A 24,315-nucleotide genomic window follows, 5' to 3' on the forward strand; every position below is an offset into this window, starting at 1 on the left:
ATCTCTGTTTTTCGCTATTGCTAGCGAGGTCACTCACTCAAAATACTGACGAATCTCTTTCGAGATTACGTTTAATATATTTTGTGCGAGCGTTACAACGTATATTTTGAGCATCGAACCCTAAGGCTCGTGGCAATATCGTCAAACGCCCACACTTATCGACTGTTGATTTTTAAAGATCGCTGCTTTTATCGTACGAAGCGTTGTGTTCGCTGCAGCAGAGAAGCGAGATTATGCGGTACAGCGTGCAACTCGTCAACCCCATCTTTTTCTCGTTTCGCTTCGCTGATTTGTCAGCGCTGCGTTGCGAGGGACAGAACTATAGCAAACGAAATTCACCTCCGCAAGGGGGGATGTATAGTTTCGTCCATGCCTTATATTCAAATACCTGACCAATTGCCAATCGTCGTTGTCAGCGCCACTCGTTCCGAGCGCGCCATCTTCGAGGTTCCCGCCGCTATCGACGTACTGGATGCCGATCGCATTCGCGAAGGCCAGCCAAGGGTCAATGCCTCCGAAGCCCTCGCCGCCGTGCCAGGCCTGGTGGCGCAGAACCGCCAAAACTATGCACAGGATTTGCAGATTTCCTCACGCGGCTTCGGCGCGCGCTCCGCTTTCGGCGTTCGCGGTGTGCGCCTTATTGCCGACGGAATCCCGGCCAGCATGCCGGATGGTCAAGGACAGGCCGCGACATTCAACCTTGATATGGCAGACAGGATTGAAGTGCTACGCGGCCCGTTCTCGGCCTTGTACGGCAACCATTCCGGCGGAGTAATCCAGTTGTTCACTCGCGAAGGCAAAGGCCGCCCCACCGTGGAAACCAGCGCCAGCGCCGGGAGCGACGGCTTATATAAGGTAGACATGTCCGCCCAGGGAGAAACCGCTGGCATCGGCTACGTACTCGATGCCTCGCGCTTTCATACGGACGGCTTTCGCAATCACAGCGCTGCCACGCGCGAGCAGGCGCACGTAAAGATGAACATGAATGTCAGCGGTGGCGGAAAGCTAACGCTGGTCGCGAATGGCCTGCGCCAGAAGGATACTCAGGACCCGCTGGGCGTTACGTGGGCGACTTGGCAACGCGATCCCCGCGCCGGAGAGACCGATGCCACCGACACCGCGGCGCCCAAGCGTACGCTGGCAGAGCGCTACGACACCCGCAAGAGCATCGACCACCAACAGGCGGGGGTCAGCTGGGAGCAGCCAATCGGCGCTGCCAAGCTGCTGCTCACGGCTTATGCCGGGAACCGCCATGTGGTGCAATACCAATCGTTCTCGCGAGGTTTCCAGGCTCCTGCGACGCACTCGGGCGGCGTGGTCGACTTCGATCGCGACTTCCATGGCGGAGAAGCCCGCTGGCAAGGCGTGCTGCCGCTCGCCGGTGGGAAGCTCACAACTTCGGCGGGCATTGAGTATGGAAACGCATCGGACGACCGCAAGGGATACGAGAATTTTTCCGGCACCACGCTGGGGGTAAAGGGCCGGCTGCGCCGCGACGAAGACGACTCGGTCTCCAATATCGATCCCTATATCCAGTCGGAATGGCAGGGCGAACGCTGGCAGCTGACTGCCGGCTTGCGTCACAGCCGTATTCGCGTATCCGTTGCGGATCGCTTTACCAGCAATGGCGACGATAGCGGAAAGCTGCGCTTCAATGCAACCATGCCGTTGGCGGCGGTGCTGTACCGCGTAACCCCGTCCCTGAACCTGTACGCCAGCGCCGCGCGCGGCTTCGAGGCACCGACGCTGAACGAGCTGTTTTACTCCGCCGGCGGCGCCGGCTTCAATTTCGCTCTCCGGCCCGCACGCAGCAAGCACGTCGAAGGCGGTGTCAAGGCGATGTTGACGTCAGGTGCCAGGATCAATGTCGCTGTATTCGAAGTTCGTACCAGCGATGAGTTGGTAGTGGAATCCTCCGCCGGGGGACGTACCAGCTACCGCAATGCGGCCCGCACCGTACGAAAAGGCGCGGAAATGTCCTTCGACGCAGCATTGGGCGCCGGGCTCACCACGCGGATTGCCCTGACATCATTGCGCGCCACCTATGAGAATGGCGCGCGCCTGCCCGGCGTAGCACATGCCTATGCTTTCGGTGAACTGGCATGGCGGGAAAGCGCTGGCCGCTGGGGCGCCGCGCTGGAAGCCGTCGCGAGTGGCAAGGTCTATACAGAAGACAGCAATACCGAGCGGGCCGCCCCTGGCTACGGCGTACTGAATCTTCGCCTGACTGCGGCGCAGTCAGTTGCGGAATGGCGCCTCAGCGAATTCGTTCGCCTGAATAACCTGGCAGGCAAGCAGTATGTCGGGTCCGTCATCGTCGGCGACGCGAGCAAGCGCTATTACGAAGGGGCACCCGGCCGAAACTGGGTGGCAGGCATCTCCGCCCGGTACCGGTTCTAGGGGTACACGAAGGATTTCACCAAAGTCAGCTCACCTGCGGCACGCAGCGGCACCATGAAGGTTTGCTGCTTTTCGCTTGGCGTATTCTCATTGGTGATGACCGACACAGTGGCAACGGTAATGACCTGTTTTTCGGAATTGCCGCCGTAGTAGTTGACGTAGACATGGTAGTTGCCCTTGGCCGGCGCCGGGCTGGAATAGATTTCCGGGCCAAAGCCGCCGGTGACGTCGACATCCAGCCCGCTGCCGTCGGGGAGCATGCGCTGGCCGAACCAGGAGTGGCCGCCGTTCGGCGTTATCACGTGCAGGTCGACATCGGTGCCCGGGCTGTCCCACGACAGCACAACCCGCAGGCGCGATTTGGTCTTGCCACTGTAACTGTCGTAGAACTGGCTGCGCGCGCGATGCTTGCCGTCCGGCGAACGCACCTCGACGCCGTTGGATCCGGGGCCGAAGATGTAGGGACGTGCAAAGCTGCCGTCTTCCTGCAGTTCGACCGGCATGGCGACGCCGTTGACGATCAGCTTGGCCGGCTTGCTGCGGCCTGCACCCGCGATCTTGCCGCGGATCTGCGCCGTTTCGGCCTGCCCTGGCTGCATGTTCACGACCGATGCCGGGTAGTTCACGGCCTGGCTGTATTGCTCCTCGCTGCCGCCCGAATGACGCCAGCCGCTCTTGGGCGACTCAATGCTCACTTGCGCCATGGCGCAGGCAGGCAACAACAACAGCGGGAGGAAGAGATTCTTCATGTGTTCAATATACAAAGGATTTAACTAAGGTCAGGTCGCCGATCTTGCGTAAGGGGACAACAAAGTCCTGCCTCTTTTCGCTGGGCGTGTTTTCGTTGAAAACCAGCGTGATCCGGGTCGTAATGATGGGCCGCTGGCGCGTCGCTTCGTCAAAGTGGTAGCCCGAGCTGCCGAAATTGCCCCAATAGTTCACCCAAACCTGGTAGGTGCCGCGCAAGGGGGATGTCATGGTGAACATTTCCGGACCGGGACCATCGACACTGTCCGCATCCAGCCCGCCGCCATTGGTCAGGAATGGATGGCCAAAGAAGGCATGCTGGCCGTCCGGCGTGATGATGTGCAGGTCGATCTCGGCCTGGTTGTCGTCCCAGGCACCGATGATGCGCAGCCGCGGTTGCGGGCGGCCGGTGTCCGCCTCGTAGAACTGCATGCGCTTCAGCGGTTTGCCGTCCGGCGCACGGATCTCGACGCTGTTGGAACCCGAACCGAAGGCATAGCCGCGCGCATATCGGCCCTCTTCGTCCGTGTACAGCGGCGTCGGGTTGCCATTCACCACCAACTGATGGAACGGGCGCTTGGCGCTGATCTTCGCCAGCTGGCCGCGAATCATGGTGCGGTTTTTCTGCGCGCCACGGTCGATCAGCGCATACGGGTAGCTGACGGCCAGTTCACCGGACTTGTCGGTCATGCCGGCGCGGTTCCAGCCGCCGACCGGGCCGGCCAGCGTCTTGTCCTGGGCCTGCAACGGCGCGGCGGCCAGCGCAAGTATCAGCGTGCAAATACCTTGGATGCGTGTTTTCACAAAGCCTCCAGCGAGAGGTCATTCAGGCGGCGCGCCAGGCGCTCCACATAGTCTTCGTCCTGCCCGCGCGGGTGGCGGCGCAAGCCGATGTGCAAGTATTCGTGCGCCAGCGTGATGCGGTCCTCGCGCGTGGCGAGCGGCCGCATGAAGATGCGGTTGCGCGACTGCTCGGAATATGGCGCGCCGGCAGCCAGTGCGCATATGGCCGGCAGTTGCGCCGGGGCCTCATAGCCGTCTTCGCGCCGCAGCGTGCGCTCCCAGCGAGGCAGCGCAAAGGCCAGCCACTGTTCGTTCTTTGCGAGGCGCACACAGGCGGTGCCGGCATTCCCAGCGATGGCGAGGGTGGTGCCGGGATAGGCCGCAGCCAGGATGTCGTCGAAACCTTTTCCTGCGCGCGCCTGCGCCTGCGCATCGCTCCATGCCATGACGTTCGCTCCGCCTTTGCTGCCGTGGTAGCGCACCTGTGCGCCATCCAGCACCAGCTGGTCGGTCCAGCGCGCCACGTCAAGCGCGGCAGCACTGGCTGGATTGGGACTGACGCGCTGCGTGGCGCTACTGTCCGTGATGAACTGGCAGGACTCGGCGCGGCGCGCATTCTGCTGCAGGTAGCTGCGGGCCGCGATGGCGAAGGCGCGCGCAGCTTCCGTTTCGGTGGCGCCGGCTTCGCGGTCGATCACCCGGCCCACGTATTCGTTGACACCCATCCGGCCGCGAATTTGCGGCTTGCCGCTCGCGCCGATGGCCAGCGTCAGCTCGCCATTGCTGCGGATGGGCAGGCTTTTGCCGTTTTCGAACTGCACCACGTAGCGGCCGTTCAGCGCACCCGGCGCGGCATGGCCGTCCGCCGTGCGAACCGCACGCAGCGGGTAGCGCGTGAAGTAGTCGACTACCACGCAACCGCTGTCTTCCGCCTGCTGTACCGGCGGCAAGGCGGCGGCAATCTGCGGTGCCCATTTCTGGAAGATGCCGGTGCTGCTGTCGCTGCCGCCAAACCATACAGGAGTGCCGTCGGCCAGCCAGCCGGCTGCCCCACCCAGCCTGGCATCTTCGCGTTTCGGATGGTGCCAGGAATAAGTCTTTACCCGGAGCTGGCTGCCGAACCAGCGCACGCTGCCTGCACCACGGCCATCCAGCACCACGCGCAGCAGGGCCGCCTCGGCATCGGCACGACTCGCTGCCGGAATGCTGGCCAGCGCGCGCAGCAGGCTGCCCAGGGTGACGAGGCGCGCAGGTTCCAGCCTAGCAGGATCTGCCAACCAGGCGAATGCACCGGCCGGTACGCTGCCCAGCCTGCGTTTCCAGTATTCCTGCCACGGCTTCTGGGCGATGCCCAGGCGTTCAGGTGCGAAAAACAGGCCGCAGGACTGCGCCAATGCGGCATCGCGGCTTACACTGGCGCCGGCTTCGCAGCAATACACTTCCTCCTGCTTACGGCCACCGCAATTGTAGTCGGGCGTAGGCAGCTTGTTGTCCACGGCGTAAACGTAGATGAACAATTTCCACAGGCTGCCAAGCGGGATCTCCGTGCTGGCGGCCATCGGCTGCACCGCCGATGCGCTGCGCTGCTGCAGCTGCACTGCTTGCACCTTGCCGTCGCGCCACCACGCCAGGTCGAGCGAGGCCGCCGCCGCGACGGGCGCGGCGGCGGCCAACAACATGGCGGGCAGGAGGCGAGCCAGCATTACTCGACTTTCAGCGTATGCATGGTCTTGCCGCCGCCTTCAAAGGCTTTCTGCTCCGGTTGGTACATGCGGTGGAAGCGGGTCGGCGGCAAGGTGTAGCTGCCCTTCTGGCCGAAGCGCAGCAGGTGGCGCACGACGACCTCGCCGCTCAACGGCTCGACCGGGACGGCATAGCCGTCGCGGCGCTCGACGTGGCGCGCGCGCTCCAGTTGCACCGGCTCGTCACCCGCCAGCTTCATGCCCCAGGTGGTCGACTCGACCATCGCGCCCGGCGGCAGCGCCACTTCCAGCAGGCCGAAACGATGCGCGGCGCTGCCGGCTTTCAGCTTGATTTCGTCCATGTACAGTTCGTCCGTGCGCAGCGCTTCGCCAGGCTTGACCGGTTCCATGGTGTAGCCCTTGGAGCCCGCCTTCATGCGCAGGATGCGGCGCTCGATGCCAACGTCCAGCGTGTGCTGTTCGACGGCGCGGCTGTCGTACTGCACGATCGCGACGGTACCGGCCGGTGCGGCTTGCGCCAGCTTCAATTGCTCGGGCAACGCCTTGGCATCGGTCCAGCGCCATACCGGCTGGCCGCTGCGGCTGTCCGTCTGCTGCCATGCGCCTTCCAGCGCGGCGACCGGCGGCCTTGCGGCAGGCGAGCCGCCCAGCTTCTTCTGCACCCAGACCAGGGTCAGGGCACGGTCCATGGTTGGCATGTCGGCACGCACGGACGACAGCACGGCGTCGGCCTGCGCCACTGGCAGTTCACCGGCCAGCATCAGCAGGGCCTGCGCCACCGGAGCCGGCGAAGCGCGCAATGCGGCCCACGCCTGCGGCAACTGTTGCTGCAGCGGCGGCGGCAAGGCGATGCCGTTCTGGGCGGCGACGACGGAGGCCAGGCCGACCGCCATGGCGCGCGTCACGCTGTCCTGGCCGTCCGCCAGCAGCACGCTGCTGGTGACGCCCTGCTTGCGCGGCGCCGAGCCGACTTCCAGGCTGGCGGCGTCGGCCACCAGGCTTTCCGCCAGGGTTTTGGTCGGCAGGCCCATTTCGTGCATCATCCACAGGCTCATGGCGCGCTCCAGCGGGGCATTGTTCTTGCCATGCTCGCTGTAGACGGTGACCAGGTTGTTCCAGTGCTCGCCCGGCAATTCCAGGCGCAGGGCGCGCGAGGCGTACCAGTCGGCGTAGTAGGCGTAGGACGTCATCAGTGCGTCGGCCTGCGTGGCGGGTCCCCACCAGCTGAAGACGGCGTTCGGACCGGCCATCGACACCAGGCGCAGGCGCTGCGCCTGCATGATCGCCATCAGGCGTTCGCGGACCGGGCCGGCATCGGCCGGCATGCTTTGCGCCGCCATGGTCAGCGGGATCAGGCGGCTGGCCGTCTGCTCCACGCAACCGTACGGGTACTCGATCAGGTCATCGGCAATACGGGCAAAATGGCTGGCCGCGCCCTGCGCGAACGAGACGCGGACATTGCGTGCATCGGCCGGCAGCTTCAACGCGTTGTCGGTGCCGGCCAGGGCCACGCTCATGCTGCGCGGGCTGCTCCAGGCGGCGGGCTGCTCCTGCACCTTGGTATCCAGCGCATCCACCAGCTTGCCGTCCTGCTTCACTTCCAGTCGCAACGGTGCGGTACCGACGGCAACCGGGAATTCGACGTAGTTCACGCCCGGCTTGGCCGACAGCTTCTCCACTTTCGGCTGCGGGCCGCCGGACAGCGTCACTTCCAACGCCTTCGTTTCACTGGTCTGGTTGAAGATGGCGACCGATGCACGCGGCGCATCGCCGGTACGCAGCCAGTCCGGAGCCGTCCACTTGGAGTAGAACGATTTGTCCGAACGCAGGTAAGCGGTACGCTGGCCCACACGGCCTTGCGCATCCATCGCGCGGCCCGTGATGCGCCAGCGGGTCAGGGCATCCGGCATGGTGAAGGTGACGCGCGCCTTGCCGTCGGCATCGGTCTTCAGCGACGGCGCCCAGAAGGCGGTATCGATATTGTCGCGGCGCGGGCGTTCCAGCACCTTCACGCCGCGCTCATTGTAGTTATGGCGGGCCGGGACGTTCTCGCGGCGGCCCTGCGCCATGTCATAGCTGATGAAGGACAGGCTGGCCGTGGTGCGCACGTTGTTGCGGCGCGGATGATAGAAGAAGTCCGCGATGTCGGGAGCGATTTCCGGCTGCAGCACGTAGATCATTTCATCCACCACGCCCAGCGCGACCAGGGTGGACAGCGGCTTGCCGTCGAGTTGCGCCGTCACGTCCAGCGTGACCTTTTCGCCCGGCTGGTAGATTTCCTTGTCGGTCTTGAAGCTCAGGGCGATGCGCGGCTCGATCACTTGCAGCCCAGCATTCTGGAATACGAAGTCGCCGTTGCGGGTGTACGCCACCGAGAATGTCATGTTCGGGCCATGCTCTTCTTTCACCGGAATGCGCACGCGCCACTGGTTCTTTGCCACACGCTTGGCCTGGTACCAGTCGGCACCGCCGTTCATCAGGCCGTACTGCTCGACCTTGTCGCGCTCCATGGTCAACAGAGCCTGGTCGACCGGATCGGAGAAGGTTACCAGCGCTTCGGCGCTCTCTCCCGGACGATAGCGCGCCTTGTCCATTACGATCTCGATGCTGCCCGGCGCGGCCTGCAAGCCTTCGCCGCTGACCCAATGGCTGGCAGCGGCCAGCAGGTTACCGCGTTCATCGCGCAGCGAAAGCTGGTAGGAGCCTGCCTTGGCGAAATTCACGTCCCAGCCCTTGGCCGCCGGATCGAACTTGCCTTCGGTCTTTTCCTGTTTTTCAAGCTGCACCATCTCCCAGCGCACCGGGCGGGCCGCGCCCTGGCCATCCGGCACCAGGTCGAAGTGCACCTGCTGGCCCGGTTCGGAGAACGAGCGCGCCGCCTTCAGTTGATAGCTGCTGATGGAGCGTTCGATCATCAGCTCGCGCGTGGCCTTGACGCGGTAGGCTGCGCCGTCGGTCGCCATCACGGTCAATACATAGCGCGATGGGTCGGCTGCCGCCGGCAGCGTGAACGAATAGTCGCCGCTGCGGTCGGTCTCGGCCTCCTCCGACTTCAACTGGACCGGGAACAGGCCGCTGTAACGCAGTTCGCCTTCCACCATGGTGTTCTGCTGGCCGCGCAGGGACAGCGACAGCTTGGCATTCTTCACCGGCTTGCCGTCCGGGTAGCGCAGCGAGATGGTGCCGCTGACTTTTTCGCCGGTCTTGAATTCCGGCTTGGCCGGCTGGACGATGATCTCGAAATGCGGCTTGACGTATTCCGCCACGCGGAAGGCGGCGCCGTACAGGCCGTCCTTATAGCTGAAGCGCAGCTCATAGCCGCCGGCGCTGGCCTGCTCCGGCAGGCGGAAGCGGGTTTCCGTGCCGGTCTCCGGCGACAGTTGCAAGGTTTGCGTCAGCACGGGCGTGCCGTTCGGATCGAACACGGTCAGGCCGACAGGCGCCGCCGCGGCGGCCTGCGACAGGCGCGCCGACTTGAACTCGCGTCCCAGGAACTTGACGTTCACTTCATCGCCCGGACGGTACAGGGGACGATCCGTCACCGCATACATCTTGGTGTTATAGATTTCGCTGTCGTAGTAGAAGTTCTCCGACACGAACACGCCGCCGCTGCGGTCTTCGCCGATCACATAGGTGTGCTCAGGGCTGCCGCGCTCCATCGACACCACGCCATCCTTGGCGGTCTTGCCCGACTGGAGAACGCCGGTGCCGTCGGTCCACATCACATTGGCATCGGCCACGGCGGCGCTGTTGTCGCGGCGGGCGGCCCATACCAGCATCTGGCCGGACGACACCTTGGTCACCGCCATGGTGTCGGATACGAACACCAGCGTGGTTGCGCGGTGCTGGCCGATGATCGCCTCCACCAGGTACAGGCCAGGCTTGCGCTTGCCGACCGGGATCATCACGTTGCCGCTGTTACCGGCGATGAACTCGCTGCTGGAACCGTCCATCTTGACGCCCTTCGGCGGTTCGATCGCCTTCGCCTGCCAGATCGGATAGCGGAAGCTGTCCACCATCTCGAAGCCCTTGATCGGCTTGTACTGCGGGTTGTTGGCAAACACGGTGGCACGCTTCATGGCTTCACCGTTCGTCGCCAGCTTGGGCTGGTTGGTGGTCACCGCGTGGCGTGCTTCGGACGAGAAGACGCGACGCCATGCCAGGCGCGATTGCTTCCACCAGGTATCCCACAGGAAGCTCAGCGCATTGGCCAGGCCTTCGCCCTGGTAATTGCCGTCCACCTGGACGCGGTGCAGGTTGCGCTGCTTCTTCAGGAATTCCAGCGGCTCGGGCACGCGGTAAACCACGATGTCGGCGCCGGAATATTGCTCAAGTTGCGAGCGGCCGAAGTCGCGGCCCGGCACTTCCAGGCGCACGCGCGCCTCGTCCGTGCTGCCATAGCTGGCATCGGACAAGAGGAAGAATGGCTCGCCCTTGAACAGCGTGTAGCCGCTCGACGGCGCCTCCTGCGCTTGCGCACCTGCCAGCGCCGTCAGCGCCAACAGGCCTGCGAGGCACAGCTTCAGGACAGAAATGACAGCCGGAATACGCCGGCGAAGTTGGGATTGTTGACCGCTGGTTGCCACCGCGTGTCCTTCCATGTCGTAAGTTGTTGAATATCGACGGTACGAAGACCGTTATCGGTTGGGGTGACGGTGCCCGTGTGGTAGGCGATATGCGCCCCCATCCACACCATCAGATGTTGTTCGTCGCCCTGGTCGTAGAACAGCAGGTCGCCCGGGAGCGCCTGGCTGATCTCGCGCGCCACGAAGCGGCTGTTGTGCTGTACCAGCGCCAGCGCCGTGACGAAGGCGCCCACCTTGCCCTCGCCTTGCACCCAGCGGTTGCGCAGGGCCGCCTGTTGCGGCGTCAGGTCCAGTTCCGGCGGCAGCCTACGGTCGCTGGCGATGCCGTTGGCGCGCATCCACTTGGCGTCGTGCACGGACAAGGCTTCGTTGACGGCAAAACGCACCAGGCCCGCGCAGTCGCGATGCTGCCAACGCGGCGAGGGTCCCTGCTCGACCTGGGCGCTGATAATGCGCAGCATCCACGCCTGGAAGGCGCGCGACTGTGCCTGCGACAGGCGTACCTGTGCATCCTTGGCACTGGTCAGCGCCAGCACCTTCGGCGCCGCTACCGCCGCAGCGCACCCGGCCAGCAGGCGCAGCGTACTGCGACGCTTCATTTGCCCGCTGCCTGCCATTCCAGCGCTTGCCAGGAGACGCCTTTGGCCGGTACGGACTTCAGCACCATGCGGTAAGGCGGGTATTTTTTCAGCGCCTGCAGGCGCGGCACCAGGTGCGCATCAACTGCGCCGCGCAGCACGGGTTCGCGCTGGCCCGGCAAGGTGTTGAAGCTCTCTTGTTCGATCAGCTTGGCCAGCGCAGCCGGCGCGATCAGGCCAACGGTGTGCTTGGCATCCGGCAGCAGGTCCGAAGCCGCAGGCATTTCCTTGCGCTTGACGGCCAGCACCTGGTCAACCAGCTTGCCGTCCGCCGAAAACACCACGGTATTGCCGCTGATGGCCAGCGTCGGCGTGGTTTCGCCCTGCGCAGTGGAAACCGCACCGCTCCAGCGCAACTCGCCCTTTTTGCCTTGCGCTTTCTGCACGCCCTTGCCATCGCGGATCGCAGCCTGGAACAGGCTTTCGAACAGCGCCTCGTTGCCGCCGGCACGATTGGCCACGAACACCGGCGTGTGCAGGCGGGAGTTGCCGTACCAGCAGGCCGCCGCCGGCCCGCTCAACTCGGTCGCCAATGGCAGAACCGGCTGGCTGGTCTTGCCGCCTATGCTTTTCAGCACCGGCTGCAGGCTGGTCCAGTCGACCGGCAGCGTGAAGCAGCTGCTCGGGTTGTAAGGCAGCGCGCTCCACAGGGCGCTGCTGTCATAGCCATTTTTCGGCAGCTTGGCCGCATCGAGCAGCACCTGCGAGCGCCAGGCGCCCTTGCTGAAATCGAAACGCAGCGCTTCCAGGCCGCCGAAGAACGGTTGGTAGCCGAAGGACAGGAAATCGGCCTTGATGGCGATGCTGTGGCCATCCTGCGCCGTTTTCCCGAAGTGGAACTGGTCGTGGAAGACCTTTTGCTGCGCGGCGTCTTTCGCCAGCAGCTTGGTGACGGTGGCTTGTGCCGTATCGTCGCTGTCCTTGCGGTCGGCGCCATACAACATGCCGGGGTGCGACAGGATCACCATGCGGTCGCCGTGTGCTGCGAACAGCAGGTTGCGCTGGTAGGCGTAGTTCAGTGCGTACACCGGCACCTTGTCGCCGTCTACGCGCAACTCGCCGGCAATGGTGAGCTGCGTATCCTTCAGCGCCACCTTGCCCGCTTCTTCCAGCACGCGCGCCAGCTTGCCGCGCGAAACCGAGATCACATAATGTTTGAGGGAGCCATCGGCATCGCGCCACATGGCGACTTCCGCCGGTTCGTCCAGCACCATGCGGATCAACTGGTCGCCCCAGCGCAGTTCATGTTCGTAGGCGATGCGGCGCAGGCTGCCCTTCAAGCCAAGACGGTCTTCGGTCTGCTCGTAATAGAACAGGAAGTCCTCGCGCAGGACGTCGCGCGCCAACGGCACGGTCAGCAGATCACGCGGCAGGCTGGATAGGCTTTTGGTGACGACCAAGGCGTCCGGCTTGGACAGGTCGATCTTCAGGCTGTTGACGGGGCCATTCATGGCGCCCCAGCCAAAAGCCCGGTAGGCGAAAACGCCGCCGGCAACGACAACAACTGCCGCGGCGATTTTGGCCAGAGTCTTTTTGTTCATGGCGGGTCCAGCAAAGTTATATTAAATACAACGACGCCGAATTTTGCCACGGAGTAACCCAATTGGCTAGCTAATTTCGCCAATCGTGCGGGCGGATTGCAGCAATAGCTGGAGCGTTTTGGTTCCCGCATAGTCGGGGATTTGCTGTAAAGCCGCGTTTTTGATGCTTCCCAGGTGGGACAGGTTTTTCAGCTGCCCCTGCTGGAACAGGAAAATGCAGTCATCCACAAAGTGCATCATTTCTTTGCGCGACAACGAGTCGCGCGCCTGCAGCTCCGCATAGCGTTCCATATGGCGCTTCGCTGCACGCTGCTTGCGGCGGCATTCAACGCAACGCACGCAGTCGACATCAATATAGAAGCCCAAGGTCTCATACCAGTAGTGCTGCTCGCGTGCATAAAAGATGAACGCGCGTGAGCATTCCACGCAAGTCTTCAGCATGTCCACGTAATAGGGCCGTGGGAAGACTGCGTAGCGCTGCACGCTCACATCCGCGCGCAGGGCCTTCTGTGGAAAGATATGGGCATTCGAGTAGCGCCAATAGGACTGGCGGATTTCCTGCTCGGTGAGCTGAAGTGCAGAGCGAGGCGGCCTCCCTCGAAATCGAGGGTGCGGTGCCGGCTTATCCACGCTTTACCTCACAATAGCTGCAGGCTTCGCGCTTGTCGAACCTGATCGACACAGGCAGGAAGCGCGCGATCACTTCCGCGTTGGTGCGGGTGTGCTGCGACAGCACGTCCATGGTGAAGCTGCCGCCACCCGCCAGCGCCATCGGCACCAGCAACTGGTCGGCCAGGTGCTCGCTGACCGCAGCGCCCGAAGCGATGAAGCGGCGCGCCTGTGCCACGGCGTCGCGCGCCACCTCCTCCGCGCGCCGGGCTTTTTCGCCGAAGGCGACGAAGACTTCCGTCACGTGTTCGTGATCCAGCGTGATCAGCAGCGCGTTGCCCGGGCCCCAGTTGTCCGGCAAGGTCCTGAAGCGCAGCTGGTCGCCGGACCAGCCCATGGCACTCGCCACGCAATCGAGCTCACGCTTCGCCACGCCGCCCGGCACGGCTGCCACCAGGCTCTCCGCATACGCCTCGCGCCGTTCGCCGCGCGCCTCCAGCGCAAGTTGACGCCAGCCTGCCAACGGCTTCACGGTTGCCCGCACTGCACCGCCGCCCGCCGGATAAAACCCCGTGCGCTCCAGGACGAATTCGACCTGCGCGCCCATATCGGCCATGGCGCGGCCGTAGGCGCGCTGCAGGAACTCCGCCGGCGGCGCCTTGGAGTTATGGGTACCTCCGCTGACGCGCACCACGGACTCGCCCGGGGCGTACAACAGCGCCGGCACCACGGTCTGCAGCACCAGCGTCGAGCTGCCGGCCGTGCCGATCTGGAATTCGTATACACCAGACTTGATTGCGCCCGGTGCAAACGCCAGGCTGGTGGAGCCAAGCGTGTCGCCTTCAACTTTCGCGCCGGAGATTTCCGTCGCCGCCTTGACCGAGGCCAAATGCTGCCGCATCAAGCCTGGCTTCGAGCGGTTGGCCCGGATGTTCGAGATACGGAACGGCTGGCCGGTAATCATCGAGAGCGTCAGCGCGGTGCGCAGCACCTGGCCGCCGCCCTCCCCTTGGGATCCATCAATTTCAATCATTCTTCTTTTTATCCTTGTACTTACCCTTTTACTTACCCTTTGACGCACACCACCTGCTTCAGGGTATGCACAACTTCAACCAGCTCTTCCTGCGCCTTCATGACAGCCTCGATGTCCTTATAGGCCATCGGGATTTCATCGATCACGCCTTCGTCTTTGCGGCACTCGACGCCTTCGGTCGCCTTCACCTGGTCTTCCAGCGAGAAGCGCCGCTTCGCCTCGTTACGGCTCATGGTACGGCCGGCGCCGTGGCTGCAGCTATTGAAGCTCTCCGGGTTGCCTTTTCCGCGCACGATGAAGCTCTTCGCCCCCATCGAACCTGGAATGATCCCCAATTCGCCTTCGCGTGCCGACACCGCGCCCTTGCGGGTCACCAGCACGTCCTTGCCGAAGTGGCGCTCTTTCTGCACATAGTTGTGGTGGCAGTTCACTGCTTCCACGTGCGTCTGGAACGGCTTGGTGATGACGGTGCGTACGGAGGCGATCAGGTTCTGCATCATCACCTCGCGGTTCATGCGGGCGAATTTCTGCGCCCAACCCACCGCCTCCACGTAGTCGTCATAGTGCTGGGTACCTTCTTCCAGGTAGGCCAGGTCCTTGTCCGGCAGGTTCGCAATGTGGGTACGCATATCCTTTTGCGCCAGTTCGATGAAGTGGGAACCGATGGCATTTCCCACGCCGCGCGAACCGGAGTGCAGCATGAACCACACCGAACCTTCCTCATCCAGGCACACCTCAACGAAGTGGTTACCCGAACCCAGGGTACCCAGATGGCGGTAGTTGTTGGTGTTTTTCAGCTTCGGCGTTTTCTCGCAGATCACGTCAAATTCATCCTTCAACTGGCCCCATGCCACATCCACGGGCGAAGGCGGGTTCTCCCACGAACCGCGGTCTCGGCCACGAAACTTCGGCGTTAAGCCGTGCGGGATGGCTTTTTCGATCGCGCTACGCAGCGGCCCCAGGTTGTCCGGCAGGTCACGCGCGTTCAGGGTGGTCTTGGCGGCCATCATCCCGCAGCCGATATCCACGCCCACCGCCGCCGGGATGATCGCACCCAGGGTCGGAATCACGCTACCGATGGTCGAACCTTTACCCAGGTGGACGTCCGGCATCACCGCAATGTGCTTGTAGATGAAGGGCATCTTGGCCGTATTGGCCAATTGCTGGCGCGCTTCCGATTCAACCGGCACGCCCTTGGTCCACATCTTCACCGGGCTACCACCCGACACTTCCATTACTTCGAATTCATTATCTTTCATCATAGTTCTCATCTTCTAACGATTAATCTGCGCCGACAAGTGTGGAGACCACGCCATTCCACACCGTGCGGCCTTTGCCGGGCACCGGCTCGGCATGCCAGCTAAGCGTCGTGTGGCGGCGGCAGGTGGAAATATTCATCGCCGCGTTCACGCCGCCGTAGCTGCGTTTTACGGGTTTCTTGCCGACTGCGCCGGCGCTGATGGTCCAAGCCTTGATTTGCGATTCCGTCATTTTGATCTCCTTTCGTCTTTGCGTACCTCATCTATTGCAAAGGGCGTGCCAGCTTGCTAAGTCATTGATAAATATAGATTCACGGAAATCAATGATTGTGATAAATTATCTAAAAAGATAAATATTTATCCCAAATGAAAAAGAAGATCGTCATCCTTGGTTTCCTCGGCTCGCAGCTGGACGGCGGCCCTCGCAATCCCGCGCGCTGGGAAAAATGGCGTCCCAGCGTCTCCTTGCTGCAGCACGAAGACCTGGTGGTCGACCGTTTCGAACTGCTGGCCAGCGCCCACCACGACAGCCTGGCGCGGCAGATCGAGGAGGATATGCACGCCGTCTCGCCGGAGACGGTCGTGCAGCGCCACACGCTGCCGATCAGCGACTGGTGGGATTTCGAGGACGTCTACAGCCAGCTCTTCGATTTCGCGCGCAATTACCAATTCGATACCGATAACGAGGAATACTGGGTCCACATCACTACCGGCACCCACGTCGCGCAGATTTGCCTGTTCCTGATGACGGAAGCGCGCTATTTCCCCGGCCGCCTGCTGCAGACCTCCCCGCCCCGCCGCGCGGCGCCCGGCAAGACCGGCGACTACGTGCTGATCGACCTGGACCTGTCGCGTTACGACCAGATCGCACAGCGTTTCTCCAATGCGCAGCGGGAAGGCGTGGAATTCCTGAAGTCCGGCATCGCCACCCGCAACCCGCACTTCAACCTGTTGATCGACGAGATCGAGCACGTGGCTGCGCGTTCACGTGCCCCCATGTTGCTGATGGGGCCTACCGGTGCGGGCAAATCCTTCCTGGCACGCCGCGTGTACGAGTTGAAGAAGGCGCGCCACCAGGTGGACGGGGCCTTCGTCGAGATCAACTGCGCCACCCTGCACGGCGACGGCGCCGGCTCAACCTTGTTCGGCCACGTGAAAGGCGCGTTCACCGGCGCGGCATCGGACCGCCCCGGCTTGCTGCGCACCGCGCATAAGGGTCTTCTATTCCTCGACGAGATTGGCGAACTGGGACTGGACGAACAAGCCATGCTGCTCAAGGCGGTCGAGGAAAAGCGTTTCCTGCCGATGGGTGGCGATCATGAAGTGCGCAGCGATTTCCAGCTGATCGCCGGCACCAACCGCGACCTTGCGCGCGAAGTGGCGGCGGGGCGCTTCCGCGAAGACCTGTTCGCCCGAATCAACCTGTGGACCTATTCGCTGCCCGGCCTGGGCGAGCGGCCGGAAGACATCGAGCCCAACCTCGACTACCTGCTGGCGCAGTTCGGTGCGGAAAACGGCGCCATGGTGCGCTTCAATACCGAGGCACGCCAGCAGTACATGCGCTTCGCAGCTTCCGCCGACGCGCTATGGAACGGCAACTTCCGCGACCTGTCGGCCTCCGTCACCCGCATGGCGACGCTGGCCGATGCCGGGCGCATCACCACGCCCATCGTCGCCGCCGAAGTGGCGCGCCTGCAGCGCCAATGGGGTCCCCTGGCCGAGGGCGTGAACACCACGGCGAAACTCGATGGATTATTCGATGAAGAAGCGCTTGGGCAAATCGACTTGTTCGACCGCATGCAGCTCGAATCCGTGATCGCCGTCTGCCGCCAATCCAAGACCATGTCCGATGCCGGCCGCAAGCTGTTCGCCGCTTCGCGTCTCGGCAAGGCAAAGCCGAACGACGCCGATCGCCTGAAGAAGTACCTGGCCCGCTTCGGCCTGGAGTGGGAGCAAGTCAGCTAAATCTTGGCGCGCACATGGCAGGTGTTGAAGCGCTCGCCCTGTTCGAAACCGATCGTCACCGGCAGGAAATGCGTCATCACTTCCGCGTTCGTGATTGCGTGGGGCGATACATGATCCAGGGTGTAGGAACCGCCGCCTGCCAGCGCCATCGGCAGCATCACCTGGTCGCCCAAGTGCTCGCCCACCGCCGCGCCGGAAGCCAGATAGCGGCGCGCCTCCAGTGCCGCCTCGCGTGCGACTGCTTCGGCGCGCACGCCGCGGTCGCCGATGGCCGAGAACACTTCCGTCACCGTCTCGCTCTCGATGGTCAGCAAGACCGCGTTGCCCGGGCTGGCCGACGCCGGCGACAGCACCTCGCGCAATTGTCCGCCCTCCCATCCCAGCAAGTTGCGCACGGTCGCATACTGGCGCTGAGCCACCTGTGCCGGCAAGCGCGCGGCAAGCGCTTGCGCGTAAGCCTGTTGCAAGCCGCCCCGGTCGAGCAGGTCCAGGCGGCGCAGTTGCTTGCATGGCCACACATTGGCCGACATGCTGCCGCCGCCGGCCGGGTAGAACCCATAGCGCTCGATCTCGATTTCGACCTGCGCGCCCATGGCCGCGAGCACGCGGCAGTAAGCCCGCTGCAGGAATTCGCCCGGCGGCGCCTTGGGATTATGCGTGCCACCGGTCACCGTCACCGCAGTGGGCTGCTCAGCGAACAGCAAGGCAGGGATCAGGGTTTGCAACACCAGTGTCGTGCTGCCGGCAGTGCCAATATCGAAGTCATAGACGCCACCGCTCACACGGCCGGGCGTGAACTCCAGTGAAGTCGAGCCGACCTCGGCGTGGGTGACAGTAGCGCCGCAGGCAATCGCTGCTGCACGTACCGCCGACAGGTGCTGTCGGCGCAAGCCGGGCGGCTGGCGGTTGGCGCGGATATTGCGGATCCGGAAAGCCTGGCCGGTAATCATCGACAGGGTCAGCGAGGAGCGCAGGATCTGCCCGCCGCCTTCGCCCGTCGAACCGTCCAGTTCAATCATCGCGCACCTCCCTGCCGGCATTATGCTGCCGCCGCAGGGGAGGCGGCGCACGAACATCAGTAGGTGTTCAGTGCCTTCGAGAACTTGATCAGCCACAGGCGGCTCGGCCGCTCACGGTCGTCGCCACGCGCAACGCGGATGGCGTTGGCCGCATTGCAGCCGGCAGCATTGCTGGTGACGATGGTGCCATTTGCATCGACATTGCACTTGGTGACGTCGGCATCGGCGACCGCTTCACCATTTGGCGTGAAGATCCTGGTCTTCAGGCCGAAGTCATTATCGTTTGCCAGCGCCAGCGTGTTGCCATCGACGATGGTCAGGCCTTCCGCTTTTTCGGCCAGCCAGCCGATGGCGTTCAAGTCCAGCAGTAGGGTCTTCTTCAATGTCGCAACCTTGGACCAATCGGCGCCATTCACTGCCGCAGCACCCATCGAGCTCTTTTCCAGGTCGGAGGTGGCCGGGTTGAATGTTGCGGCATTGATGTCGGTCGCGCTGCCGATTTCCACCAGCATCAACTTGTTGAATACCTTGCCGCCAGGTGCGGCGCCCTGTTCGATCACGATGAACTTGCCGTTGCCCAAAGCGACCATGTCGCCCAGCTTGGCATTGCCGGTGCGGCCGTCCGCGTAATCGGCGCCATTCAATGGGTAGGCAAACATGCGGCCAGTGGTGCCGGTGGCTGGATCGAATTCGATCCAGCGGGTGAAGCGGGCGAAGCGTTCCACCTGCTCGCTCTTGCCGGTCACCGAATACGGCGCATTGCCGTCGGTCAGTGGGCTCTGCAGGAATCCGTGCAGCTTGTCGGTTGCCGTATCGAGCGCCATGCCTTCCATGCCACGGTTGGCGCGGCGCTTGGCGAAGACGGCAGGCAGGCCGCTACCAGGCGCATAACGGGACTGGATCACGCCGCTCGCGGCGTCAATCTTCACAATGAAGGGACCGTATTCGTCCGACACCCACAACGCATTGCGCTTCTTGTCGAAGGCAATGGCTTCGGTATCCAGGCCGTTCGCGCTGAACACCGCCTTGCTCGCGGCATCGTATTTCATCGCGTCGAACACCGGTACTTCGGCGGAATTGCCCAGCGAACCGGCAGGGATGGCCAGGCCGGAGCTGTTGGTATTCGCGGAGGTCTTGATCGGCAACGTGGAGTTCAGCACCGCACCGGCCTTGCCGACCGTGATGACGCCGATCGACGGCGTGAAGCTTGGCGACGGGAAGATCTTGGCCCCCATGGTGCCGCTGCCGCCCGGATTCGGCACGTTCGGACCGTCGCCGTTCGGGCCGCGGTCGGTCAGGCCGTAGAATTCCAGGTCGCCGCTGGCATTCGTGCCTTTGAATGCCAGCGCCGAACCATAGGACGGCAGGAAGCCCAGCGGGAAGTCTGCCTTCACCTTGGCGTTGCTGCCTTCGTAAGGAATATAGAAGCTGTTTGCCGCCTGTACCTGGTAGCGCGTCACGCTCACCGTGGCGGCAGCCAGGGTGAAGCTCTCCTGCACAGGCTTGCCAACTTTGGAGGCCAGCGTGTCTTCGAAGTGCTCGCGCACCAGCTGGCGGCGGTCGTCATCTATGCCACGGGCAGCGTAGGCGGGGCCGGCGGCAACCAGGTTGGCAGCCATAGCCTTGTTGAAGTCCGCCGCGGCGGCGCCGAAATCCGCGCTCTTGCCCGCCAGTGCAGCCTTCACATCGTTGGTGATCCTGATGCCGTTGGATGGATCGTTGTCCTCGTCCAGCAGTTGCAATGCCAGCAGGCGGTTGACCACCTTGGCGTCCTTGACATCGCTCACGCCAGCCAGTTGCAGCGGTGTGATGATCGTCGCGCAAGCGGCACTGCCCAAGGCCATGCCGCCCACGCTGAAGCTGACGTTCTCGCCCTCCTTGCAGCTGAACTCGCCCTTGGCGCCGGTGACCGCCTTGGCCGACGTGCCGGCGACATACTCCGCGCCTTCCACCGCGCCATCGACAAAGGTGCCGTTGACCGCCGGCTTGGCCGGTTCGTTGCTGCCACCGCCGCCGCAAGCGGCAAGGGCAAGTGCGAGAGGAAGGAGCGACAGGGTTTTCATGTGGGCCTCTGGGTCAAAAAGGCCCAGCATAATCAACCGAAGTGACAAGCTTATGACAAGCCACCTGCGCTTACTTGAAGGCGATCGCTGTCACCGCCCGCATCGAGTCGCTATGCCCGAACGGCTGGATGATGGCGTCCGGACCTCGCTTCGGCACCCCATCCGGCAGGCCGTAGCTGCGGTCGATTACCCGCAGCGTAAACGGTTTGCCGGCCGGCAGTGTCAGGTCCAGTTCCAGCGGCGCCGCTTCCAGTGCATAGGCCGCGAAGCCCCAGTCCTTGCCCGGCTCGCGCAACAGCTGGCGGCCGCCGACCGACGCCTGCTGCACGTCGACGCCTTCGACATACAGCTTGACCTCCGGCGCCGAGCGCTCGGAACGCAGACGGATGCGGACCTGGCGCACGGCGCCATTCACGCTGTCCTGCAGGACTTCCACCTGCGGCGCCTTGATGCCGGCCGCCGGCGCCGGGGCCGTCCAGTAGGTCTGCGCATAGTCGCCGTAAATTTCCGGCACTTTACGGTTTTCGGCCTGGTCGCCCATCACCTTTTTCGCCCAGTCGCCGAGCATCGGGTCGCTCGACAGCCACATGGCATTGCCGGTCATGCCGTCCACCGCGTACTGCAGGTTGGTCGGATGCGGCTGCGCCGGCGACACCGCCGACGTCGCCGAGCCCGCGCCCAGCAGCACGACCGCGGCCACGCCAGGCAGCAGCGGGAACACGAAGCGGCGCGACACCATGGCCAGCAGCGGCGCCATCAGGCCGAAGGCCAGCACCATCAGGAACACCGGCACTGCGGACAGGCGGGTGGTCAGGGCGGCAAACAGCACTTCCACCACCGGCGCCAGCACCAGCAGTGCCGGGGCGGCGGCCAGCAACAGGACCAGGGCGCGCTGCGCCACCGGACGCTGGCGGCCGGAACCGCCCAGCAGCCAGGCGAAGGCGGCCAGCAAGGGCAGCAGGGGCCAGGCAAACAGGAAGCTGGCGCCCGGCATCCAGATCAGCGTCGCCAACAGGAATGCCATCCACAGCAGCGCGGCGCCCAGCGCCAGTTCCATCGCGGCGAAGCTGCGCAGCTGGCGGCGCAGCACCAGGCCGTACAGGCCGAGCGCCAGGCAGGCAAAGGCGGCCCAGTACCAGCCGACGTTGTACACGTCCATCAGGGCGCGATACTGGAAGTGGATCATGCTGACCAGCAGCCAGGTCACCGTGCAAACGATCGCAATGCCCAGGCCAAGCAGCGGCAGCAGGCCGGCGGCACCCAGCACGCGGCCGAGGCGCAGGCCGCCACGCAGGCCGGAATGCAGCGCCAGCCCGAACAGCACCAGTGCCAGGCCCGCCAGGCCCCACGACAATGCGGCCGGGTAGCTGACCAGGCCCGCCAGCGGCAGCGTGAAGTAAACGCGGTCGCCATCCTTGATGTGGGCCAGGTCGGCGGCGCCGAAATGGCGCGCCAGCGCCAGCATGGTATCGCCTTGATGCTGCACGCTGCGCGGGTCGAGGTTGGCCGCGCTGTCGAGCTGGGTGTGGTAGCTGCTCGGGCGCTCGATGGCGGCGAAGTTCATTGCCATCAGGCCGGCGCGCTTGAACGCGCTCAAATCGGTATCGTTGGGCAGCAACTTGTAGACTTCGGACATCAGGGAGTTGCCGAACGGCTGGTTGACGCCGGCAAATGCCTGCACCAGCTTGCCGTTGCCGGCACTGGTCTCGAACATCAGCATCGGTCCGGAATTGCCGCGAAACTCGAAATTCAGCGCCAGCCCGATGCGGCTGCGCCATGGGTGGCTGGCGACAAAGGCTTCCGCACCCAGCAGGCCGATTTCCTCGCCGTCGCTCAGCAGCACGATGATGTCGTTGCGCAGGCGCGGGCCGGCCTGCAGCGCGCGCAGCGTTTCCAGGATGGCGGCCACGGAGGCGCCGTTGTCGGCCGCGCCGAAGCTGTGCGGCACCGAATCGTAGTGGGCCGACAGCAGCAGGGCGGGCCCGCTGCCGGTGCCCGGCAGGCGCGCCACGATATTGTGTACCTGGCCGGCGGTCTCGCCCGAAGCGGCGACCGCGAAGCTGTCCTGCACCTGGGTTTCCAGCTGCATGCGCTGCAGCTCGCCCACCAGGTAATTGCGCACCGCCGCGTGGGCGGCAGTGCCGCTCGGATGCGGCGCCGCCGCGATCCCCTTCAGGTGGGCCAGCGCGCGCTCGGCGGCAAAAGCATTGGCCGGCGCGCCGGTGCCGGCCGGGACCGCCGGCGCCCGGCCCTGCAGGCCCAGCAGCACCAGCAACAGCAATGCGGCCAGCACGCCGACGATCAGGACCAGGGCCGGCTGGCCGGGCGCGGCGGGCGCCGGTGTCGCCGGCGGCCGCTGTTCGATACTGACGGTATGTGTCATCTTCTTACCTTCTTGTGGAGCCCTCGCAGGGCCGGGTTATCGGATCGGGTGCCTCATTGGCGCGGCAGGCCATGCAGGCGCGGCCAGCCCAGGCGGAACATCAGCAGCGCCAACGGCAGCACTGCCAGGTGGAACAGCAGGCTGGCGCCGGAAGCGGCAGCCGGATTGAGCACACCCTGCCCCTGCACGCCCAGGTAGACCAGCACGCAGGCCAGCAATTCGAAGGGGCGTTCGCTGCCGCTGAGCGCGCCCAGCGCCATGGCGCCGGCCGGCAGCGACAGCGCCGACAGCAGCAGGCCCGCAGCCAGGGCCGGTTCGGCCAGCGCGCGCAGCAGGGCCGGCGCTACGGCCAGCAACGCCAGCCAGACCAGCGCCAGCCAGCGCGCCAGCGGCACGCGCCAGCGCGCACCCGGTGCGCTGAGGACGATGCCGGCGCTGCCGGCCTCGCGCTCCAGCAGCGGGGCGCGGGCAAATATATCCAGCAGCAAGACCCAGGCCGCCAGCACGGCCCAGCCTGCGGCCTGCGCATCGCCGCCCAGTTGGCCGGCCCACGCGGCGAGGACGGCAGCCCACCACCAGCCAGGCCGCTGGCGCAGCGGCATTTCGACTTCGGCGGCAAACGTCGTGCCCAGCCGGCCGCGCCGCACGCTGCGCAGCAGCCATTGCAGCAAGGCCAGGCGGCGCCCGCCCTGCGCTTGCGGCGAGCCGCCCGGCGTCGCGCGTCGTGCCAGGCGGTTGACCAGCGGCGCCGCCAGCAGCACGCCGGCCAGGGACAGGCCCAGCCAGGCAGCGCGGCCGCCGACTTCGCCGGCGCTCGGTTGCCAGGATGGCCAGGCAAAACGCTGCACCGGCCGTTCGCCCAGGCCGCAGCCCAGGCAGATGCGGGCGTCGGCCGGGGCCGCCGGCTGGCGTTGCAGCGCCGCCTGGAACAGCCCGATGCCGCGCGGATCGCCCAACCCGCCGGCCGGCGCGCCGCCCTGCTGGCTGGCCACCGATGCGACCAGCAACAAGACCCACAACACGAAATACACGACATTGCCGCCGGTGCGGCGCAACCAGGGCAGCAAGTCGAACCACACCGCCAGCGTGGCCGTCAGCGCCAGTGAAGGCAGGGCCAGCAGCAGGGCCGGCTTGAGCAATTCCCCCAGCCGCAGCGCCGGCTCTTCGGCGCGCGCCCATTGGGCCAGCACGCCCACCAGCAGCTGCACGCCCAGCAGCAGGGCAAACACCAGCAGGTGGCTGCTCCATTTGGCCAGCACATAGGCCGGACGGCTCAGCGGCGTCACCTCCAGCAGTTGCCAGACGCCGCTGTCGATATCGCGCCGGATGGTGCCGCGCACCAGGTAGAAACCGACCAGCGAAACCCAGGTGGCCAGCATGCCCAGCACCATGCCGATCCAGGCGCTGGAATAGCTGCCGCGCTGGTGGCCGTCCAGGCCGAGGATGATGTAGCCGGCCGAGGCCGGCGGCAGGCAGAGCCAGGTGAGCGCGGCGGCGCCACCCAGCACGGCCAGGAAGGCGCGCGTGCGGACCCGCTCCAGCAGGTCGGCGCGCACGATGGCGGCAAAGCGGCGCAAGCTTTCCAT

16 protein-coding genes are annotated in these 24,315 nt (G+C 64.6%); 2 read left to right on the forward strand and 14 right to left on the reverse strand.

Annotated elements, in window-relative coordinates; translation table 11 throughout:
* Window positions 1-396: 396 nt before the first annotated feature.
* The gene (locus BM269_RS28030) at window positions 397-2,400 is read left to right on the forward strand and encodes a TonB-dependent receptor family protein (RefSeq protein WP_307154948.1); all 2,004 of its coding nucleotides are present in this window, start codon (window positions 397-399) and stop codon (window positions 2,398-2,400) included.
* Here BM269_RS28030 and BM269_RS28035 read toward each other — a convergent pair.
* The 10 genes from BM269_RS28035 to BM269_RS28080 all read right to left on the reverse strand — a co-directional run bounded on the left by BM269_RS28035 (window position 2,397) and on the right by BM269_RS28080 (window position 15,531).
* Window positions 2,397-3,149, reverse strand: a complete 753-nt coding sequence (locus tag BM269_RS28035) for a YfaP family protein (protein WP_090445576.1) — start codon at window positions 3,147-3,149, stop codon at window positions 2,397-2,399. The two genes, BM269_RS28030 and BM269_RS28035, sit on opposite strands and share 4 nt — an antisense overlap.
* Window positions 3,150-3,153: 4 nt before the next feature.
* The gene (locus BM269_RS28040; protein ID WP_211482758.1) at window positions 3,154-3,951 is read right to left on the reverse strand and encodes a YfaP family protein; all 798 of its coding nucleotides are present in this window, start codon (window positions 3,949-3,951) and stop codon (window positions 3,154-3,156) included.
* Window positions 3,948-5,633 (reverse strand): DUF2300 domain-containing protein, encoded by a 1,686-nt coding sequence (locus tag BM269_RS28045; RefSeq protein ID WP_090445579.1) that lies wholly within the window; start codon window positions 5,631-5,633, stop codon window positions 3,948-3,950. The genes BM269_RS28040 and BM269_RS28045 overlap by 4 nt, the downstream gene beginning before the upstream one ends.
* On the reverse strand, window positions 5,633-10,219 hold the full coding sequence (locus BM269_RS28050) for an alpha-2-macroglobulin family protein (protein ID WP_229204830.1): 4,587 nt from the start codon (window positions 10,217-10,219) through the stop codon (window positions 5,633-5,635). The genes BM269_RS28045 and BM269_RS28050 overlap by 1 nt, the downstream gene beginning before the upstream one ends.
* Window positions 10,156-10,818 (reverse strand): DUF1175 domain-containing protein, encoded by a 663-nt coding sequence (locus BM269_RS28055; RefSeq protein WP_170860507.1) that lies wholly within the window; start codon window positions 10,816-10,818, stop codon window positions 10,156-10,158. Before BM269_RS28055 ends, BM269_RS28050 begins: the two co-directional genes overlap by 64 nt.
* Complete coding sequence (locus tag BM269_RS28060; protein ID WP_090445587.1) at window positions 10,815-12,398, reverse strand: DUF2138 family protein; 1,584 nt, start codon at window positions 12,396-12,398, stop codon at window positions 10,815-10,817. The genes BM269_RS28055 and BM269_RS28060 overlap by 4 nt, the downstream gene beginning before the upstream one ends.
* 66 nt (window positions 12,399-12,464) lie before the next feature.
* Complete coding sequence (locus BM269_RS28065; protein WP_139232896.1) at window positions 12,465-13,028, reverse strand: zinc-ribbon domain containing protein; 564 nt, start codon at window positions 13,026-13,028, stop codon at window positions 12,465-12,467.
* A complete protein-coding gene (gene rtcA, locus BM269_RS28070; RefSeq protein WP_090445593.1) occupies window positions 13,021-14,040 on the reverse strand; it encodes an RNA 3'-terminal phosphate cyclase in 1,020 nt (339 codons plus the stop codon). Before rtcA (BM269_RS28070) ends, BM269_RS28065 begins: the two co-directional genes overlap by 8 nt.
* A 32-nt stretch (window positions 14,041-14,072) precedes the next feature.
* Complete coding sequence (locus tag BM269_RS28075) at window positions 14,073-15,299, reverse strand: RtcB family protein (RefSeq protein ID WP_090445596.1); 1,227 nt, start codon at window positions 15,297-15,299, stop codon at window positions 14,073-14,075.
* 22 nt (window positions 15,300-15,321) lie between these two features.
* Window positions 15,322-15,531 (reverse strand): hypothetical protein, encoded by a 210-nt coding sequence (locus BM269_RS28080; protein WP_090445599.1) that lies wholly within the window; start codon window positions 15,529-15,531, stop codon window positions 15,322-15,324.
* 134 nt (window positions 15,532-15,665) lie between these two features.
* Between BM269_RS28080 and rtcR the strand changes: the two genes are divergently transcribed.
* Window positions 15,666-17,264: an RNA repair transcriptional activator RtcR gene (rtcR, locus tag BM269_RS28085; protein WP_090445601.1), complete on the forward strand. Its 1,599-nt coding sequence runs from the start codon at window positions 15,666-15,668 to the stop codon at window positions 17,262-17,264.
* Here rtcR and rtcA (BM269_RS28090) read toward each other — a convergent pair.
* The 4 genes from rtcA (BM269_RS28090) to BM269_RS29580 all read right to left on the reverse strand — a co-directional run bounded on the left by rtcA (BM269_RS28090) (window position 17,261) and on the right by BM269_RS29580 (window position 24,315).
* Window positions 17,261-18,283, reverse strand: a complete 1,023-nt coding sequence (gene rtcA / locus BM269_RS28090; RefSeq protein ID WP_090445604.1) for an RNA 3'-terminal phosphate cyclase — start codon at window positions 18,281-18,283, stop codon at window positions 17,261-17,263. The two genes, rtcR and rtcA (BM269_RS28090), sit on opposite strands and share 4 nt — an antisense overlap.
* A 56-nt stretch (window positions 18,284-18,339) precedes the next feature.
* Window positions 18,340-20,346 carry an esterase-like activity of phytase family protein gene (locus BM269_RS28095; RefSeq protein ID WP_090445607.1) on the reverse strand — a complete coding sequence of 669 codons (2,007 nt, stop codon included), beginning with the start codon at window positions 20,344-20,346 and terminating at the stop codon, window positions 18,340-18,342.
* A 70-nt stretch (window positions 20,347-20,416) separates the two neighbouring features.
* Window positions 20,417-22,729, reverse strand: coding sequence for a M20/M25/M40 family metallo-hydrolase (locus tag BM269_RS28100; protein ID WP_090445610.1), 2,313 nt, complete (start codon window positions 22,727-22,729; stop codon window positions 20,417-20,419).
* Window positions 22,730-22,782: 53 nt separating this feature from the next.
* Window positions 22,783-24,315: a hypothetical protein gene (locus BM269_RS29580; protein WP_090445613.1), complete on the reverse strand. Its 1,533-nt coding sequence runs from the start codon at window positions 24,313-24,315 to the stop codon at window positions 22,783-22,785.

The organism is Duganella sp. CF458, from assembly GCF_900113115.1.
Classification (GTDB): Bacteria; Pseudomonadota; Gammaproteobacteria; order Burkholderiales; family Burkholderiaceae_D; genus Rugamonas.

Excerpts from the sequence above, each read along its gene's own strand:
- BM269_RS28035 (WP_090445576.1), bottom strand. The coding sequence starts at position 3,149 with ATGAAGAATCTCTTCCTCCCGCTGTTGTTGTTGCCTGCCTGCGCCATG.
- BM269_RS28045 (WP_090445579.1), bottom strand. The coding sequence starts at position 5,633 with ATGCTGGCTCGCCTCCTGCCCGCCATGTTGTTGGCCGCCGCCGCGCCC.
- BM269_RS28055 (WP_170860507.1), bottom strand. The coding sequence starts at position 10,818 with ATGAAGCGTCGCAGTACGCTGCGCCTGCTGGCCGGGTGCGCTGCGGCG.
- BM269_RS28060 (WP_090445587.1), bottom strand. The coding sequence starts at position 12,398 with ATGAACAAAAAGACTCTGGCCAAAATCGCCGCGGCAGTTGTTGTCGTT.
- rtcA (WP_090445593.1), bottom strand. The coding sequence starts at position 14,040 with ATGATTGAAATTGATGGATCCCAAGGGGAGGGCGGCGGCCAGGTGCTG.
- BM269_RS28075 (WP_090445596.1), bottom strand. The coding sequence starts at position 15,299 with ATGAAAGATAATGAATTCGAAGTAATGGAAGTGTCGGGTGGTAGCCCG.
- BM269_RS28080 (WP_090445599.1), bottom strand. The coding sequence starts at position 15,531 with ATGACGGAATCGCAAATCAAGGCTTGGACCATCAGCGCCGGCGCAGTC.
- rtcR (WP_090445601.1), top strand. The coding sequence starts at position 15,666 with ATGAAAAAGAAGATCGTCATCCTTGGTTTCCTCGGCTCGCAGCTGGAC.
- rtcA (WP_090445604.1), bottom strand. The coding sequence starts at position 18,283 with ATGATTGAACTGGACGGTTCGACGGGCGAAGGCGGCGGGCAGATCCTG.
- BM269_RS28095 (WP_090445607.1), bottom strand. The coding sequence starts at position 20,346 with ATGAAAACCCTGTCGCTCCTTCCTCTCGCACTTGCCCTTGCCGCTTGC.
- BM269_RS28100 (WP_090445610.1), bottom strand. The coding sequence starts at position 22,729 with ATGACACATACCGTCAGTATCGAACAGCGGCCGCCGGCGACACCGGCG.
- BM269_RS29580 (WP_090445613.1), bottom strand. The coding sequence starts at position 24,315 with ATGGAAAGCTTGCGCCGCTTTGCCGCCATCGTGCGCGCCGACCTGCTG.